At 48.3% G+C, this 18,171-nt stretch carries 14 protein-coding genes and 3 pseudogenes; 12 read left to right on the forward strand and 5 right to left on the reverse strand.

Annotated features, from left to right (window positions below; genetic code table 11):
- Positions 1–11: 11 nt before the first annotated feature.
- Both A7098_RS09380 and A7098_RS09385 read right to left on the reverse strand, forming a co-directional pair.
- Positions 12–314 (reverse strand): BrnA antitoxin family protein, encoded by a 303-nt coding sequence (locus A7098_RS09380; protein WP_000063150.1) that lies wholly within the window; start codon positions 312–314, stop codon positions 12–14.
- Entirely contained in the window at positions 301–588 is a 288-nt protein-coding gene (locus A7098_RS09385) for a BrnT family toxin (protein ID WP_001295743.1), read from the reverse strand. Before A7098_RS09385 ends, A7098_RS09380 begins: the two co-directional genes overlap by 14 nt.
- Positions 589–784: 196 nt before the next feature.
- Between A7098_RS09385 and A7098_RS09390 the strand changes: the two genes are divergently transcribed.
- The 5 genes and pseudogenes from A7098_RS09390 to symE all read left to right on the forward strand — a co-directional run bounded on the left by A7098_RS09390 (position 785) and on the right by symE (position 8,838).
- Positions 785–1,951 carry a restriction endonuclease gene (locus A7098_RS09390; RefSeq protein ID WP_105280700.1) on the forward strand — a complete coding sequence of 389 codons (1,167 nt, stop codon included), beginning with the start codon at positions 785–787 and terminating at the stop codon, positions 1,949–1,951.
- Positions 1,952–2,014: 63 nt separating this feature from the next.
- Positions 2,015–3,633, forward strand: a pseudogene (locus A7098_RS09395) (N-6 DNA methylase).
- Positions 3,623–4,927 carry a restriction endonuclease subunit S gene (locus tag A7098_RS09400; protein WP_105280701.1) on the forward strand — a complete coding sequence of 435 codons (1,305 nt, stop codon included), beginning with the start codon at positions 3,623–3,625 and terminating at the stop codon, positions 4,925–4,927. Before A7098_RS09395 ends, A7098_RS09400 begins: the two are co-directional and overlap by 11 nt.
- 94 nt (positions 4,928–5,021) lie before the next feature.
- Entirely contained in the window at positions 5,022–8,285 is a 3,264-nt protein-coding gene (locus A7098_RS09405) for an HsdR family type I site-specific deoxyribonuclease (protein WP_105280702.1), read from the forward strand.
- A gap of 214 nt (positions 8,286–8,499) precedes the next feature.
- The gene (gene symE, locus A7098_RS09410) at positions 8,500–8,838 is read left to right on the forward strand and encodes an endoribonuclease SymE (RefSeq protein ID WP_000132616.1); all 339 of its coding nucleotides are present in this window, start codon (positions 8,500–8,502) and stop codon (positions 8,836–8,838) included.
- Between the two features lie 42 nt (positions 8,839–8,880).
- Here symE and A7098_RS09415 read toward each other — a convergent pair whose 3' ends face one another.
- Positions 8,881–9,045 carry a DUF1127 domain-containing protein gene (locus A7098_RS09415; RefSeq protein ID WP_085460283.1) on the reverse strand — a complete coding sequence of 55 codons (165 nt, stop codon included), beginning with the start codon at positions 9,043–9,045 and terminating at the stop codon, positions 8,881–8,883.
- Positions 9,046–9,221: 176 nt separating this feature from the next.
- On the opposite strand from A7098_RS09415, the gene A7098_RS09420 reads away from it, so the two are divergent.
- Positions 9,222–10,634, forward strand: coding sequence for a PLP-dependent aminotransferase family protein (locus tag A7098_RS09420; RefSeq protein ID WP_105280703.1), 1,413 nt, complete (start codon positions 9,222–9,224; stop codon positions 10,632–10,634).
- Between the two features lie 246 nt (positions 10,635–10,880).
- Here the strand turns inward: A7098_RS09420 and A7098_RS09425 are convergent, their stop codons facing one another.
- On the reverse strand, positions 10,881–11,846 hold the full coding sequence (locus tag A7098_RS09425) for an Rpn family recombination-promoting nuclease/putative transposase (RefSeq protein ID WP_000181187.1): 966 nt from the start codon (positions 11,844–11,846) through the stop codon (positions 10,881–10,883).
- 184 nt (positions 11,847–12,030) lie between these two features.
- Here A7098_RS09425 and A7098_RS09430 point away from each other — a divergent pair, with 184 nt between their 5' ends.
- From A7098_RS09430 to iadA, 6 genes and pseudogenes are all read left to right on the forward strand, one after another.
- The gene (locus tag A7098_RS09430; RefSeq protein WP_105280704.1) at positions 12,031–13,311 is read left to right on the forward strand and encodes a DUF445 domain-containing protein; all 1,281 of its coding nucleotides are present in this window, start codon (positions 12,031–12,033) and stop codon (positions 13,309–13,311) included.
- A 127-nt stretch (positions 13,312–13,438) separates the two neighbouring features.
- A pseudogene (locus A7098_RS23930) lies at positions 13,439–13,564 on the forward strand (2-hydroxyacyl-CoA dehydratase); the annotation flags it as partial.
- A 169-nt stretch (positions 13,565–13,733) separates the two neighbouring features.
- Positions 13,734–14,591, forward strand: coding sequence for an SdiA-regulated domain-containing protein (locus A7098_RS09435; RefSeq protein ID WP_105280705.1), 858 nt, complete (start codon positions 13,734–13,736; stop codon positions 14,589–14,591).
- A 66-nt stretch (positions 14,592–14,657) separates the two neighbouring features.
- A complete protein-coding gene (locus tag A7098_RS09440) occupies positions 14,658–15,836 on the forward strand; it encodes an MFS transporter (protein WP_000075229.1) in 1,179 nt (392 codons plus the stop codon).
- A 118-nt stretch (positions 15,837–15,954) separates the two neighbouring features.
- Positions 15,955–16,116: pseudogene (locus tag A7098_RS24205) on the forward strand (hypothetical protein); the annotation flags it as partial.
- 12 nt (positions 16,117–16,128) lie between these two features.
- Entirely contained in the window at positions 16,129–17,301 is a 1,173-nt protein-coding gene (iadA, locus tag A7098_RS09450; protein ID WP_085460278.1) for a beta-aspartyl-peptidase, read from the forward strand.
- Between the two features lie 74 nt (positions 17,302–17,375).
- Here iadA and iraD read toward each other — a convergent pair whose 3' ends face one another.
- The gene (gene iraD / locus A7098_RS09455; protein ID WP_032227041.1) at positions 17,376–17,768 is read right to left on the reverse strand and encodes an anti-adapter protein IraD; all 393 of its coding nucleotides are present in this window, start codon (positions 17,766–17,768) and stop codon (positions 17,376–17,378) included.
- Between the last annotated feature and the right edge of the window lie 403 nt (positions 17,769–18,171).

The following is an 18,171-nucleotide window of genomic DNA, read 5'->3' on the forward strand; positions in this document are numbered from 1 at the left end:
GGCGGCCTGAATTATTTTTTGTTCTGATCGCGCAGCATCGCTTCACGTAAAATTGCGTTCAGGCGAGTTTGATAGCCTTTACCTGGTCGCTTCAGCCATTCCATCACATCAGCATCAATACGCACCGAAGCCTGGGTTTTCAATGGCCGATAAAACTTACCGCGTTCGGCGTTAGACCATTGCTCATCGCTGGAAGGCGGGATATCACTGTAATCAATATCTTCGTCGGATTTATTCGCCAGCGCCTTCAGTTCGGCCTCATGCTGCACATCGAGTGTAGAGGGTGTCCCTCGTTTATGTTTAACCATGCTCATAGCGACTCCTCTCTTTACGATCTGCTTTTCGTGCACTGATGATTCGAATAATTTCATTTCCGCTTTCGAAACGGATGGTGTGCGCAACCAGAATAACCACGATACCGTGAACCAGGCCGATAGTCTGCCAGCGATACTCACCGTTTTCTATGCGATCTTGCTGTGACAAATGTTGTGGATCATCAAACACTAACACTGCATCTTCAAAGCGGATGCCATGTTTCACCCGATTACTTTTGGCCTTGTTTGCATCCCATTCAAACTCCATTGGCATAGTTGCCATCCCTAATTGTATATACAAAAATGTATCTACAATTATTCTTCAATTATAGCGTTGATGTTGGAAATAGCATCACGTTTTGGATAATCAACCATGAAATTGACAATGAGTAAGTTGGACTTGATTCATCCAATAGAATTTCTCGCCTGACATGGCACACTAAGCACCTCGCTGTCGTTAAGGGATTACCGTGAAAAACTACAAAGTTATTACTCCGCTTTTTCCTACCTATGCGCAAGTTAAGGCTATGATGAAAGCCGTCTCAGGCTATTCCCTGAAAGCGGTGCGCAATATGATTACCGCCATTCGCGATCAAACCGGTACGCCGCAAAAACCCGTTGACTGGTCGGAACCCGACCTGTGGATCAGCGAACGCTTAACGGGTGAAGATGCCGACATCGCCCGTCGTATTTGGGATACCGATAATCACATATTGAACCCGCGCCACAGCTACGGCTGCTACTTATTTCTCAACTATCCCCAGTTTGAGCTGATGGAAAGTACGCCAGATGATACCTGGCAGCCCACCTCGCGCGGGCAAAAATTCCTGCAAGATGACGAAAAAACGCTGCGTTCACTGGACGATCAGGAAGGCATTCTGCAACTGCTTGAGCTGCTGGCTGGCCGAGAAATGTCGCGCCGCGCTGATTTATTGCCGGAATGGCAGGCCTTTTTGCATCAACATTCAAAATTCGCGTCTGCCAGTTCGGTGAAAAGCACGCTCTACTCCCGACTCTATAATCTTATCGACCGTGACATGGTTACTCGCGAAGGTATGAGCTATCGCATCACCGATACCGGGCGCGCCTGGCTTGGAAAAGCGTTGCCGGCACGAAAAAGCGATCCACGTAAAGAGCTGCTGGAAGCGGTGAAACGCTACAACGAGCAGCAAAAAGAGCTGCTGCGCGAACAAATCAGCACGATGAACCCGTACAAGTTTGAGCAACTGGTCGGTCAATTACTGGAAGCAATGGGCTACGAGCAGGTCGAAGTGACCAAAGCCTCAGGCGATAAAGGTGTGGACGTGATTGGTCAGGTGCAGGTCGGCATCACCACCATTACCGAAGTGGTGCAGGTCAAAAGAATGCAGAACACCATCACTCGCCCGTATATCGACCAGTTGCGCGGGGCGCTGCCTTACCACAAAGCCATTCGCGGTACGCTCATCACCACCGGGAAATTTGCGGCGAAATGTGCAGAAGCGGCGCTCTTTCCGGGTGCCGCGCCAATTACGCTTATCGACGGCGATCGCTTACTGGAACTGTTAATCGAAAATAACGTCGGCATTCGCCGCAGCAATGCAGTGGAATTGCTGGATGTGGATTTGCAGTTGTTTGATGAGCTGGAGATGGATTAAAGGGCGAAATCTGCCGCCGCTACCATTACAATAGCGACCCAATTTATCTGAACAGAGTTCATCATGGCCAAAGCACCAACTAAAAAAGCCAAAGCAAAGAAAGGCTTTGAAGAAACGTTATGGGATACCGCAAACCAGCTTCGCGGTAGCGTTGAGTCCTCCGAATACAAGCACGTGGTGTTGAGCCTCGTGTTCCTGAAATTCATCAGCGATAAGTTTGAAGCACGCCGTAAAAAAATGATTGCCGATGGCAAGCTGACTTCCTTGAGATGGAAGTTTTCTACCAGCAGGACAACATTTTCTACCTGCCGGAAGAGGCGCGCTGGTCGTTTATCAAACAAAATGCCAAACAGGACGATATTGCAGTCCGAATTGACACCGCCCTCTCGACCATTGAAAAACGTAACCCAACACTGAAAGGCGCGCTGCCAGACAACTACTTCAGCCGTCAGAATCTGGAAACAAAAAAACTGGCGTCACTCATTGATACCATCGACAACATCGAAACGCTGGCACACGAAACTGACGTTGAAACGTTATCGAAAGAAGACCTGGTGGGACGCGTTTACGAATACTTCCTCGGCAAGTTTGCCGCAACCGAAGGCAAAGGCGGTGGTGAGTTCTACACGCCAAAATGTGTGGTTACGCTGTTAACTGAAATGCTCGAACCCTTCCAGGGCAAAATTTATGACCCGTGCTGCGGCTCGGCAGGGATGTTCGTGCAGTCGGTGAAGTTTGTCGAAAGCCATCAGGGTAAAAGCCGTGATATCGCGCTGTATGGTCAGGAACTGACAGCCACGACGTATAAACTGGCAAAAATGAACCTCGCCATTCGCGGTCTTTCAGCTAACCTCGGCGAACGACCGGCAGACACCTTCTTTAGCGACCAGCACCCGGACCTGAAAGCCGACTACATTCTGGCGAACCCGCCCTTCAACCTGAAAGACTGGCGTAATGAAGCCGAATTAACCAAAGACCCACGTTTTGCTGGGTATCGTATGCCGCCAACCGGTAACGCCAACTACGGCTGGATTTTGCATATGCTCTCCAAGCTGTCGGCTAACGGCACAGCAGGTTTTGTGCTGGCAAACGGTTCTATGAGTTCTAACACCAGCGGTGAAGGCGAGATCCGTGCGCAGATGATCGAAAATGATCTGATCGACTGCATGATCGCTCTGCCAGGTCAGTTGTTTTACACCACGCAAATCCCAGTGTGTTTATGGTTTATGACCAAATCGAAGGCTGCCGATCCGGCCAAAGGTTATCGTGATCGTCAGGGCGAGACGCTGTTTATTGATGCGCGTAACCTCGGCACCATGATTAGCCGCACAACTAAAGAGTTAACGACGGAAGATATTGCCACAATCGCCGATACCTACCATGCCTGGCGCAGCACGCCGGAAGAACTGGCTGCACGGATTGCGCGTGGTGACAGCAAGCGGGAAAAATATGAAGACCAGGCAGGCTTTTGCAAAGTTGCGACCCTGCAAGACATTAAAGATAACGACTACGTTCTGACACCGGGCCGCTATGTGGGTGCAGCCGAGCAGGAAGAGGACGGCGTGGCATTTGAGACAAAAATGCGGGAGTTGTCGAAGACGTTGTTTGAGCAGATGAAGCAGGCGGAAGAACTGGATCGTGCGATTCGCCAGAATCTGGAGGCGCTGGGTTATGGGGAGTAAGTGGAAAATATGTGAGCTTGGCGAATTTATTGAGCTCAAACGTGGTTATGATCTACCTAAAAACTCCAGGATAAAAGGAACTGTTCCTATTATATCATCATCAGGTCTTACTGATTATCATAATGAAGCCATGGTTAAAGGGCCAGGCGTTATTACAGGTCGATATGGTACTATAGGAGAAGTATTTTATATAGAGGATGATTTTTGGCCTTTAAATACAACTTTATATGTTATTGACTTTAAAGGAAATGAACCTTTATTTGTTTACTACCTTCTTCATACATTATCCTATTCAGATTATACAGATAAAGCAGCAGTTCCTGGAATAAATAGAAACCATCTACATAAAGCTAAAATAAGGGTCCCTGTTCATCCAGATACACAAAAAAAAATTGCGACACAATTGTATAAACTAGAAACAAGAATAAACCTTAATAATAAACTAAACCAAACCCTAGAACAAATGTCCCAAACCATTTTCAAATCCTGGTTTGTGGATTTTGATCCAGTGATTGATAACGCTCTGGATGCAGGAAACCCAATCCCGGAAGCCCTGCAAACTCGCGCCGAATTACGTCAAAAAGTACGTAATAGTGCAGATTTTAAACCGCTTCCGGTGGAAATCCGCTCGCTTTTCCCAAGTGAATTTGAAGAAACGGAGTTAGGTTGGGTGCCAAAGGGCTGGACGCTGAAGTCTGTAGCAAAATCTATAAATATAAATCCTACTATAAAATTACCAAAAAATAAAATCGCAAAGTATGTTGATATGAAATCTTTGCCTACTCAAGGATATTCAATATCAGATATTATAGAAAAGCCATATTCAGGGGGAGCGAAATTCCAAAATAACGATACTTTATTCGCTCGGATAACTCCATGCCTAGAAAATGGTAAAACAGGATTTGTTGATTTTTTAGATGAAAAAGAGACTGCGTTTGGTTCTACTGAATTTATAGTGATGCGAGGTACTCCTCAAGTACATTATTTGTATGTAGCTTGTTTAGCCCGAGAAAGTAATTTCAGGTTACATGCAATACAAAACATGGTCGGTTCATCCGGCCGCCAACGGGTACAGAACAGCTGCTTTGATAGCTTTTATATTGCAATACCAACACCTGCTGTAATGAGCTTATTTTCAGGAAAAGTCAGTAGTTACTTTGATAAAATGCATTTCTGTAATTTGGAAAACAAATCCCTGACGACCCTCCGCGACACCTTGCTCCCAAAACTCATCTCCGGCGAGCTCTTCCTGGAAGATCTTCCGGATCTCAGCACCAATACAGAAGCCGCATAACGCATTTTGCCCCTGTAAAATCAGGGGCTTTCTGGTAAGGTTTTCTACTGATACGGGAATGCTTACCAGAAATTAGCCAGGGTTGGAGCGCGATATGAGTCTCTCTTTCAGTGAAGCAAAATTAGAACAAGCGATCATTGAACTGCTGCAGGATCAGGGATATCAACACCTGATCGGCGATAATGTCCCACGTTCAAGTCTCGATCAGGTCATCATCGAAGACGATCTCCGTCATTATTTAGCGGCACGCTACCAGCCTGATGGCATTACTGAAGAAGAGATTCAACGGCTGATCAAACAGTTCACCACGCTTCCGGCCTCCGACCTTTATGAAAGCAACAAAACATTTTGTCGCTGGCTGGCAAATGGTTTTCTGTTCAAACGCGACGATCGGCAACAAAAAGATCTCTATATTGAATTGCTCGACACCCGGCATCTACCCGCCGCACTGCGCCAGATATTTGACGCCGACGATGTCCCGTTGCAACAGGCGGCGGAACTCCCGCCTTCCTATATTAATCCGCCGCTTAACCGGATTAAGATTGTTAACCAGCTTAAAATCTCCGGTAAAGATAATCAGACTCGTATTCCTGACGGCATTCTCTATATCAACGGTCTGCCACTGGTCGTCTTTGAATTTAAAAGTGCGGTGCGCGAGCAAGAAGCCAGTATTGGCGATGCCTGGAAGCAGCTCTGTAAACGCTATCGCCGGGATATTCCGCAACTGTTTATCTACAACGCGCTCTGCATTATTAGCGATGGCGTAAATAACCGGATGGGCAACCTGTTTGCGCCCTATGAATACTTTTACTCATGGCGCAAAGTCACCGGTAATGAAAACCGTGAACAGGACGGAATTCCATCATTGCACTCAATGATTCAGGGGCTGTTTCATCCGGTACGTCTGCTGGATGTGATTAAAAACTTTATTTGCTTCCCAGATAAAGCCAAGCACGAAGTAAAAATTTGCTGCCGATATCCGCAGTACTATGCCGCCCGCAAACTCTATTACAGCATCAAGCAAGCGCGTAAACCTTTCGGTAGCGGTAAAGGCGGCACCTACTTTGGCGCAACGGGCTGTGGCAAAAGTTACACCATGCAATTTTTAACGCGTCTTTTGATGAAGAGCGTGGAGTTTGCCAGCCCGACCATTGTTTTGATCACCGACCGCACCGATCTGGACGATCAGCTTTCTGCGCAAATGTGCAACGCCAAAAATTACATTGGCGACGACACTATCGTTCCCGTTACCAGCCGTGAAGATCTGCGTAATCAGCTATCGGGACGCAATAGTGGCGGTGTATTCCTGACGACGATCCATAAATTCACCGAAGACACTGAACTCCTTTCTGAACGCAGCAATATCATTTGCATCTCGGACGAAGCACATCGCAGCCAGGTAAACCTCGACCAGAAAGTCATCGTCGATAAAGAAAGCGGAAAAGTGCGCAAAACTTATGGCTTTGCGAAATACCTGCACGATTCACTGCCAAACGCCACCTATGTTGGCTTTACCGGAACTCCGATTGACGCGACGCTCGATGTCTTCGGTGAGGTGATCGACAGTTACACCATGACCGAATCCGTTCAGGATGAAATCACTGTACGCATCGTGTACGAAGGCCGTGCGGCTAAAGTGATCCTGGACTCCAGCAAACTGGAAGAAGTCGAAAAGTATTACGAAGAGTGCGCAAACGCAGGCACCAATGAGTGGCAAATCGACGAAAGCAAAAAAGCCACCGCAACCATGAATGCGGTACTGGGTGATGAAGATCGGTTAAAAGCCCTCGCGGAAGACTTTGCCAAACATTATGAAAAACGCGTAGCCGAAGGTTCCACCGTAAAAGGCAAAGCCATGTTTGTTTGTGCCAGCCGTGAAATTGCCTGGGATTTCTACCGTCAGCTTAAAGCTATTCGCCCTGCCTGGTTTGAAGTGAAGCAAGCCCCCGATGGCGTCGTCCTGACGGAACAGGAACAAAAAGAGTTACCGCCTTCTGAAATGGTGAAGATGGTCATGACGCGCGGTAAAGATGACGACGAGGCGCTTTATGATTTACTGGGCACAAAAGAATATCGTAAAGAGCTGGATAAGCAGTTCAAAAACGCTAAATCGAATTTCAAAATTGCCATTGTTGTTGATATGTGGCTGACCGGTTTCGACGTCCCGGAACTGGATACCATCTATATTGATAAACCCTTACAAAAACATAATCTTATCCAGACCATTTCTCGCGTTAACCGTAAACTGGAAGGCAAAAGTAAAGGGTTAGTGGTGGACTACATCGGCATTAAAAGTCAGATGAACCAGGCACTGGCAATGTATTCCCGCATTGATGCCACCAACTTTGAAGATATTCAGCAATCGGTAATAGAAGTTAAAAACCATCTCGATTTGTTGGGGCAAGTCTTTTACGAATTTGACAGTCGGGATTATTTTAGTGGTGAGCCACAAGCGCAATTATCCTGCCTCAACCGCGCGGCGGAATTTGTTCTGCGTACCCAGAAAGTTGAACGTCGTTTTATGGGACTGGTTAAACGCATGAAAGCCGCCTACGATGTCTGCTGCGGCAGCGAAGCATTATCACAGACAGAACGTGACTATATTCACTATTATCTTGCTGTTCGTTCAATTGTTTTCAAACTGACGAAAGGCGACGCACCGGATGTTACCCAGATGAATGCACGCGTTCGTGAAATGATTGCAGAAGCGTTAAAAGCTGATGGCGTAGAAGAAATTTATTTTCTTGGCGATAAAAAAGCGGAATCTATCGATATTTTTGACGAAGATTATCTGGCACGAATTAACAAGATCAAACTTCCGGCAACGAAAATCCAGCTATTACAAAAATTACTGGAAAAAGCGATCAGTGATTTCAAGAAAGTGAACCAGCTGCAAGGGATTAACTTCACCCGCCGCTTCCAGGCGATTATAGATCGTTATAATGAGCGGCGAGAAGATGATGTACTCAACGGTGAAGAATTCGATACATTCAGTCAGGAAATGACGGATATTATCTATGATATTAAAACCGAAATGGGCACCTGGGCCGATTTAGGTATTGATATTGAAGAAAAAGCGTTTTACGACATTCTTGCTCATATGCGTGATAAATATCAGTTCACCTATGACGATGAAAAAATGCTGTCACTGGCAAAAGAGATGAAAAGCGTGGTTGACAATACATCGAAATATCCTGACTGGAGTAAACGCGATGATATTAAAGCGAAACTGAAAGTTGAACTAATTCTGCTTCTACACAAGCATAAGTTCCCGCCAGTAGCGAATGATGATGTTTATATGGGTGTACTGGCACAGGCAGAGAATTTTAAAGAACATCATATGAGTGCTTTAAATTAATTATGAAGGCCGGATACACGCTGTTATCCGGTCATTCTGAATTAACGTTAATTTCTCTTCCAGATCTTTCCAGTAACGCTTTTATTATTTTCTATTTTTAGCTGGACTTTCCTCATATTTACTGATGATATATCCAGGTATTTAGCGCGGTGCGGATGTGCGCCAACACACTCGCACCGCTAATCACAATCACTATTATCGGAGAATAGTAGTTATGACTGACACGCATTCTATTGCACAACCGTTCGAAGCAGAAGTCTCCCCGGCAAATAACCGTCAATTAACCGTGAGTTATGCGAGCCGCTACCCGGATTACAGCCGTATTCCCGCCATCACCCTGAAAGGTCAGTGGCTGGAAGCCGCCGGTTTTGCCACTGGCACAGCGGTAGATGTCAAAGTGATGGAAGGCTGTATTGTCCTCACCGCCCAACCACCCGCCGCCGAAGAGAGCGAACTGATGCAGTCGCTGCGACAGGTGTGCAAGCTGTCGGCGCGTAAACAAAAGCAGGTGCAGGAGTTTATTGGGGTGATTAGTAGCAAAACGCCACGCTAAGTTTCTCTCCCCTTCCCCCCACGGGAAGGGGAATTTTCCCCCTCACTCCACATCCTCCCTGCGTAACCCAATATCCCTCAACCGTTCATCACTCATCTGCTGTAACACCCGCCGGGTCTGCTTTTTCAGCCACCAGCTTCTCACTGCCTGCCAGAGTTGTACGAAGCCAGTAAACGGCGCTTTGGCTCTGTTTTCGTGAAATTCCATCTGCTGCCTCCTCATCTTTCAGAGGCTTAATCATCCGCCTTCTGGCAGTTCACAATACAGATGCAAATATTACTTTTATTTAACATACAGACAGGTTAAAACAGCATCTGCATCCGGTTTTTTAGCCTCATCTGTACCGGTTTTTCTCTCTGTATGCTCCAAATAAGGAATACAGCATGACGCGTTATCAACATCTGGCGACTCTGCTTGCCGAACGGATTGAGCAAGGGCTGTATCGTCACGGGGAGAAATTGCCGTCGGTGCGCAGCTTAAGTCAGGAGCACGGCGTCAGTATCAGCACCGTGCAGCAGGCGTATCAGACGCTGGAAACGATGAAGCTCATCACTCCGCAGCCGCGTTCGGGTTATTTTGTTGCGCAACATAAAGCCCAGCCACCAGTGCCGCCAATGACGCGTCCGGTGCAGCGCCCGGTAGAGATTACCCAGTGGGATCAGGTGCTGGATATGCTGGAAGCGCATAGCGACAGTTCCATTGTTCCGTTCAGTAAAAGCACGCCGGATGTCGAAGCGCCCAGCCTGAAACCGCTCTGGCGGGAGCTAAGCCGGGTGGTGCAGCATAATCTGCAAACCGTTCTCGGTTATGACTCATTAGCCGGTCAGCGGGTATTGCGCGAGCAGATTGCCCGTATGATGCTCGACAGCGGTTCGGTAATCACCGCCGATGACATCATCATCACCAGCGGCTGCCATAACTCGATGTCGCTGGCGTTAATGGCGGTGTGTAAACCGGGCGATATTGTCGCGGTCGAATCCCCGTGTTATTACGGTTCAATGCAGATGCTGCGCGGTATGGGCGTGAAAGTGATTGAAATCCCAACCGATCCAGAAACCGGTATCAGCGTTGAAGCTCTGGAACTGGCGCTGGAACAGTGGCCGATTAAAGGCATCATTCTGGTGCCAAACTGCAATAATCCGCTGGGATTTATTATGCCGGACGCCCGCAAACGAGCCGTTCTCTCTCTCGCTCAGCGTCATGATATTGTGATTTTTGAAGATGATGTCTACGGCGAACTGGCAACGGAGTATCCACGCCCGCGTACTATTCATTCATGGGATATCGATGGTCGGGTGCTGCTGTGCAGTTCGTTCAGTAAAAGCATTGCGCCAGGCCTGCGCGTAGGCTGGGTCGCGCCGGGGCGATATCACGATAAACTGCTGCATATGAAATATGCCACCAGCAGCTTTAATGTACCGTCCACGCAAATGGCGGCGGCGACGTTTGTGCAGGAAGGTCACTATCATCGCCATATCCGGCGGATGCGGCAAAACTATCAGCGCAATATGGCGCTTTATACCTGCTGGATACGGGAATATTTTCCCTGCGAAATCTGTATTACGCGCCCGAAAGGCGGATTTTTACTGTGGATAGAATTGCCTGAACAGGTCGATATGGTCTGCGTCGCGCGGCAATTATGCCGCATGAAAATCCAGGTGGCGGCAGGCTCGATTTTCTCAGCTTCCGGTAAATACCGTAATTGCCTGCGCATCAACTGCGCTTTGCCGCTCAGCGAAACCTACCGCGAAGCACTGAAGCAAATTGGTGAGGCCGTGTATCGGGCAATGGAATAAATACCGCATCTTGACGACGCGCCTGAATTTCCTCTGACGAATAGCTTGTGGCTCGTTTTGTCTCTATAGCAACATCTCTACGTTCCAGCATGGCTTAGGCAAAAAGCGTTTTGTTCATGCCGGATGCAGCGCGAGCGCCTTATCCGGCATACAGAATATTGCAAATTCAATATATTGCATGGGCTATGTAAGCCTGATAAGCGTAGCGCATCAGGAAGTTTGGCGTTTGTCATCAGTCTCTGATTATTATTCGATCCCTGAATCGCGGTAACTGTCAGGCAAAGACTGACCTAATGCCTGTATTTGCTCTGATGAATGTCCGGTAATCTTTTGTATCCATTCAGGATCTGCACCATTTTGCAAAAATAATCGGAGAAGGCGCTGTTCCCCTTCTTCTTTACCTTCTTCTTTGCCTTCGATCCTCCCTTCTTCCCTTCCCAACAGCCATCCCGCATTATGAATTCGCTCTGCAATCGTCATGATTCGCTCCCTGTGTTGTGGCATTCGCCTGGTAAGTTCGCTGATAAACTCCTTAAAACTCGCTTCATCACCAGCCAGTAAAATGTAATTTAACAGCGCGGTTATCTGGCTGTCATTAGCGCACTCTGTAACCAGTAATGCTACCAGTTGATCAATCAGCCCCATCATATTGCGCTGGCGGATATGCTTTTGGATCAACTCCAGTAGGGCAACTCTGCGATGCTGAACAATCTCGTCGTCCGGCACCACAGTGATATCCACCAGCGGGAACGCAGCGGTATAAAGTTTCCGAGCGGTAATCGGGTCGGCAAATTCGTCCAGCCAGCACAAAGACCAGGGGTAAGGACTACGACTGCCGTGATAAAACAGCATCGGAATGACCAGCGGTAGTGGTCGGCGTTTATCATGCTCTATATGACGCTGCATCACCGCCATGGAATATCGCATCAGGCGAAAGGCCATATGAATATCCTCGCGGCTCTGATGTTCAATCACCACATAGATATAACCATCGCCTTCGCGGGTCTTTACCGACCATAAAATATCGGAGTGCAGCGCCCGCAATTTTTCATCGACAAAGCTGGCTGATTCCAGTTTTAAGGTGTCGAGATCGCACAGTTCACGTAAACCTTTTGGTAAGTGGATCTCCATAAAATCCCGCGCGGTGTCAGGATGCGTGAGGAAGGATTTAAATAATGCGTCATGCGGCGTACTGGTCGTGAAGTTTGTCATGGCGATCCGTCACCTGTTGAAGAGATAGTCCGACTTTAGCGATTCCTAATTCCGCTCACACCCGGCAATATCTCATTCCCCGAGGCGCTTTCCAGGCTATTTTTGTTCTCCTGCAAGCGATACATTTTTCTGGAAGGCATCTCGATTTTTGCGTGAACCTGCCGTCAGGCTCTATTCTTACGATATGAATAAAATCATTGAACTCCGACGCGCCAAAATGCTGGCGCTCTCTTTACTGCTCGTTGCTGCCGCGACTTTTATCGTTACGCTTTTTTTGCCCCCCAATTTTTGGGTGAGCGGCGTGAAGGCGATTGCGGAGGCGGCAATGGTCGGCGCTCTGGCTGACTGGTTTGCGGTGGTGGCGCTGTTTCGCCGCGTGCCGATTCCGATTATTTCTCGCCATACGGCGATTATCCCGCGTAATAAAGACCGGATTGGCGAAAATCTCGGTCAGTTCGTACAGGAAAAATTTCTCGATACCCAATCCCTGGTGGCGTTAATTCGTCGTCATGAACCGGCGTTGTTAATCGGTAACTGGTTTAGTCAGCCAGAAAACGCCCGCCGCGTTGGGCAGCATCTTTTGCAGATCATGAGTGGTTTTCTCGAACTTACTGATGATGCGCGTATTCAGCGTCTGCTTAAGCGCGCGGTGCATCGGGCGATTGATAAAGTGGATCTTTCCGGCACCAGTGCGTTAATGCTGGAAAGCATGACCAAAAACGATCGTCATCAGGTGCTGCTGGATTCTCTGATCGCACAACTGATCGCCCTGCTCCAGCGCGATAAATCACGCAAATTTATCGCCCAACAGATCGTCCGCTGGCTGGAGAGCGAGCATCCGCTGAAAGCGAAAATTTTGCCGACTGAATGGCTGGGTGAACACAGTGCAGAACTGGTTTCTGACGCAGTTAATTCTTTGCTTGATGATATCAGCCGCGATCGCGCGCATCAGATCCGCCATGCGTTTGATCGCGCTACCTTTGCGCTGATCGATAAGCTGAAAAACGATCCGGAAATGGCGGCGCGCGCCGACAATATCAAAGCGTATCTGAAAGAAGATGAAGCGTTTAACCGCTATCTCGGTGAATTGTGGGGGGATTTGCGGGAATGGTTGAAGGCCGATATCAATAGCGAAGATTCTCGCGTGAAGGAACGTATCGCGCGGGCGGGTCAATGGTTTGGCGAGACGTTAATTGCCGATGATGCCTTGCGGGCGTCGTTAAATGGTCATCTCGAACAGGCTGCGCACCGCGTCGCACCAGAGTTTTCGGCATTCCTGACACGCCACATTACTGACACGGTGAAAAGCTGGGATGCGCGGGATATGTCGCGGCAAATCGAGTTAAATATTGGCAAAGATCTCCAGTTTATCCGCGTCAACGGTACGCTGGTTGGTGGTTGTATTGGATTGATACTGTATCTTTTATCGCAAATCCCGACTTTGTTACCCCTCGGCAATTTTTAACCGCGAGAGAGAACAAATAAAGCAAACTCAAATCATGGTAATAATGCGGCCTTTTTCATTGTCTCCCGTGTACGGGGAAGGAAAATCATTCCATTTGTCGCCATTTTCGAGCAGTTCTCCGAAATGCGGCATTCCGCTGGTCGGCACTTACTGCACGTTTATGCCGCAGAAGATGCTAACGGCCTGCGATGCGGTTGCTCCACCTCAACTGAAACTCTCGAAGAAGCAGAGAAAGAGCCTGCGCAATCTTTGTCATTGCGCAACGAGCTGAATGCGATATCTGCCTGCATTCGTCAGTAACAGGAAGAAAGACAGCGACAGGAAATGCATTGCGCATTACGATCTGGCTCCGCGTTAAGGATTCATTAAGATCACTACGTATACTTATCGATATCTTATTGATTTTGTTGGATGGATATGCCATGACAAAAAGGTTTTCGTTAAGTAAACGTATCAGCATTATTATTCTTTTTGCCATTGTGGCAGTGTGTGCTTTCTTCGTGCAATCTTGCGCTCGCAAAAGCAGTTATCCCGCAGGGTTTCAAAATTACCACGTGACTATTGATGGCAAAGAGATTGCAGGTGTAACGAATAATATCTCCTCACTGACCTGGTCTGCGCAGAGTAATACCCTGTTTAGCACTATCAATAAACCTGCGGCGATTGTTGAAATGACCACGAATGGGGATCTGCTCCGCACCATTCCTCTGGATTTTGTGAAAGATCTCGAGACTATCGAATATATTGGTGATAATAAATTCGTCATCAGTGATGAACGCGATTATGCCATTTATGTGATTTCACTTAATGAAAAGTCAGAAGTAAAAATCCTCAAAAAAATAAAAATTCCGTTGCAGGAAACGCCAACCAATAGTGGTTTTGAAGGGCTGGCTTATTCTCGCCAGGATCATACCTTCTGGTTTTTTAAAGAGAAAGATCCTATCGAAGTCTACAAAGTTACCGGGTTATTACGCAGCGATGAGCTACATATTAGCAAAGACCAGACATTACAAAACCAGTTTACTTTAGACGATGTGTCTGGCGCAGAATTTAACCCTCAAAAAAATACGCTGCTGGTACTGTCTCATGAGTCACGCGTACTGCAGGAAGTAACGCTGGCTGGCGAGGTTATCGGTGAGATGTCGCTTACCAAAGGCAGCCGGGGTTTGTCACATAACATCAAACAGCCTGAAGGGATTGCGATGGATGCCTCTGGCAATATTTATATCGTTGGCGAACCGAATCGTTTTTATCGCTTTCCCCCTACATCATCACATTAACAGACTGGCATGTTTCATCTTTTTGTTATTAACTTGTTAACAACAAAAAGACAAGCAAGGTAAAACATGTCCCCGTCATCGCATCCCGTAGAACGCTTTTCCTTCAGCACCGCGCTTTTCGGGATGCTGGTTCTGACCTTAGGTATGGGGTTAGGTCGCTTTCTTTATACGCCGATGCTGCCAGTTATGCTGGCGGAGGGGCAGTTTTCATTTAACGAACTATCGTGGATTGCCAGCGGCAACTACGCTGGGTATCTGGCTGGAAGCCTGTTGTTTTCATTCGGCGCATTTCATTTACCCTCACGTCTGCGCCCGTTTTTATTGGCTTGCGCCCTGGCAACCGGCTTGTTGATCCTCGCGATGGCGTGGTTGCCGTCGTTTATTCTGGTGTTGTTGGTTCGCTTTCTGGCGGGTATCGCCAGCGCCGGGATGTTGATTTTCGGCTCGACGCTCATCATGCAACATACCCGCCATCCTTTTGTACTTGCGGCACTGTTTTCTGGCGTTGGTGTTGGCATCGCACTAGGCAATGAATATGTGCTGGCTGGGCTGCATTTTGCCCTCTCCTCGCAAACGCTATGGCAAGGTGCCGGGGCGCTTTCTGGCATGATATTGATTGTACTGGCGCTTTTGATCCCCTCGAAAAAAAACACCATCACGCCTGCGCCGTTAGCAAAAACCAATCAACAACCTATGAGCTGGTGGTTGCTGGCTATTCTGTACGGTCTGGCGGGTTTTGGTTATATCATCGTTGCCACTTATCTGCCGCTCATGGCGAAAGACGCCGGCCTGCCGTTACTGACCGCCCATCTCTGGACGCTGGTCGGCTTGTCGATTGTGCCAGGCTGCTTTGGCTGGTTGTGGGCAGCAAAACATTGGGGGGCGTTACCCTGCCTGACGGTGAATTTGCTGGTACAGGCTATCTGCGTACTGTTAACCCTCGCCAGCAGTTCTCCTTTATTACTCATCATCAGCAGTATTGGCTTTGGCGGCACCTTTATGGGCACGACCTCGCTGGTGATGACCATCGCCCGCCAGCTTAGTGTGCCGGGAAATCTCAACCTGTTAGGCTTTGTGACGCTTATTTATGGCATTGGGCAAATTCTCGGCCCGGCACTGACCAGTATGCTCGGCAACGGAACGTCGGCGCTCGCCAACTCCACGCTTTGTGGCGCAGCGGCGCTGTTTATTGCCGCGCTCATCAGCACAGTGCAATTATTTAAGCTGCAAACGGCGACTTCATAAGGGGGGATTTTTCTCCCCGCCATACCAGAGAAGAGCGCCCTGGTATTTTCCTTTGGGGCATTTCCCTTGCCAGTCAAGAAACTCAACCGCAACAGTTGCTGTCAGCCTGACCATTAACACCGTTTTACTGCCCGCAATGTATTTAATGGCCAGCACGGTGCAAAATGTCGGTCGCAGCCTGGAGACAGCCGAAGTGAATGCTAAATACCATCTGCATATCATTACGGTCTGCGTGATTAACGCTTTTCTGTCGATCTGGGTTATGCAGTTTATTGTTTAACAAGGAGTTTACATGATTGATTATTCCGCAGCCGGTTTCATCCTGCTGCAGGGAGCGCATTTGTATGCGCCGGAAGATCGGGGAGTTTGCGATGTCCTCGTCGCTAACGGCAAGATTATCGCCGTTGCCAGCAATATCCCTTCTGACATCGTACCGGACTGCACGGTTGTCGATCTCAGTGGGCAGATCCTCTGCCCAGGCTTTATTGATCAACACGTTCATTTGATTGGCGGCGGCGGCGAAGCTGGTCCCACGACACGCACGCCGGAAGTGGCGTTAAGCCGCCTGACGGAAGCGGGCGTCACATCAGTGGTTGGCCTGCTTGGCACCGACTCTATCTCTCGCCACCCGGAATCCCTCCTTGCCAAGACCCGTGCGCTCAATGAAGAAGGTATCAGCGCCTGGATGCTGACCGGTGCGTATCATGTACCTTCCCGCACCATTACGGGTTCCGTGGAAAAAGATGTGGCGATTATCGATCGGGTGATTGGTGTGAAATGTGCCATTTCTGATCACCGCTCTGCCGCACCGGATGTTTATCATCTGGCCAATATGGCGGCGGAATCCCGCGTTGGTGGCTTGCTCGGCGGTAAACCTGGCGTCACCGTGTTCCACATGGGCGACAGCAAAAAGGCGTTACAGCCAATCTATGACCTCCTGGAAAACTGCGATGTGCCAATCAGCAAGTTACTGCCGACGCACGTTAACCGTAACGTTCCTTTGTTTGAACAGGCGCTGGAGTTCGCCCTGAAAGGCGGCACCATCGACATCACCAGCAGCATTGACGAGCCGGTTGCCCCTGCAGAAGGGATTGCCCGCGCCGTTCAGGCGGGTATTCCGCTGGCTCGCATCACCCTCAGCTCCGACGGCAACGGTAGCCAGCCGTTCTTTGACGACGAGGGGAATTTAACGCATATCGGCGTTGCCGGTTTTGAGACTTTGCTGGAAACCGTACAGGTGCTGGTCAAAGACTTCGGTTTCAGTATCAGCGATGCCGTGCGTCCACTCACCAGCAGCGTCGCCGGTTTCCTCAACCTGACAGGGAAAGGTGAAATTCTGCCCGGCAATGACGCGGATTTGCTGGTTATGACACCGGAACTGCGCATTGAGCAGGTGTACGCTCACGGCAAACTGATGGTCAAAGACGGCAAGGCGTGTGTGAAAGGAACGTTTGAAACTGCATAAGCGGTTGTCTGCCGCCCGAATGGACGTAGAAGCCCGTTCGGACGGCTGACAAAGTAAAACGCAGAAGATGGTATTTAGCTGACTTTTCCCACCGTCGCACTGTACCAACCGCCATGCTGCCAGACCAACTCAAACGTCAGAGGTTCATCGTCGTGGTACAGCATCATCTCCAGACTGATCGTCAGATCGTGGCAATATGCTTCTTTCAGACTCACCTGCAATGCAGCAATACGTGGTTCATGAAATAAAAGAGCGGAACGCAGCTGGCGGCAATACCAGCTCTGGAGATGTTTGTCGCTCTGATTATCCCCTTGCCACTCTGGCATACCTGAAATAAGTAATGCAGGTAGCGGTGAATGAGGAGAATTGAAAAGTTGAAAGAGATCCCGACATACGGAATCACGCAGCGATGATGTATTGCTGCCTGTGTTTTCAGGTAATACGGTCTGAAGTAATTGGCGCATCATTTTGCGCACTCCTGACGTTTAGCGGCATCGATATCTTGCCCTGACGGCTTGACACCACTGGGTTGATGCTCATTTTCCATAGTCATTCCTTTTTGCTCATTGCATCCGTGCCTGATAACAGGCTTGATTCTCGCCCGCAAAGTATAAGACCCTGAACCGAAATGAAGATCCACTTACTTTTTATTTAAAAAGATATAATTTGATAAAAGTCACTAAACCAGACAGAAACAAATCAATATATTTTGATTATTCCGAATAATCACTCAGATTTAAATAGATATAAAATGCTTATAAAAGACATGTAATAAGTAATTATTAAATTACTCATCGTTTATTAATAATATCGGTTATTACGTGGCTAAAAGGCCTGGTGCAAAGCTGCTCAACTTGGCACCAGAAATAA

The sequence above is a fragment of the Escherichia sp. MOD1-EC7011 genome (assembly GCF_002965005.1).
Classification (GTDB): domain Bacteria; phylum Pseudomonadota; class Gammaproteobacteria; order Enterobacterales; family Enterobacteriaceae; genus Escherichia; species Escherichia ruysiae.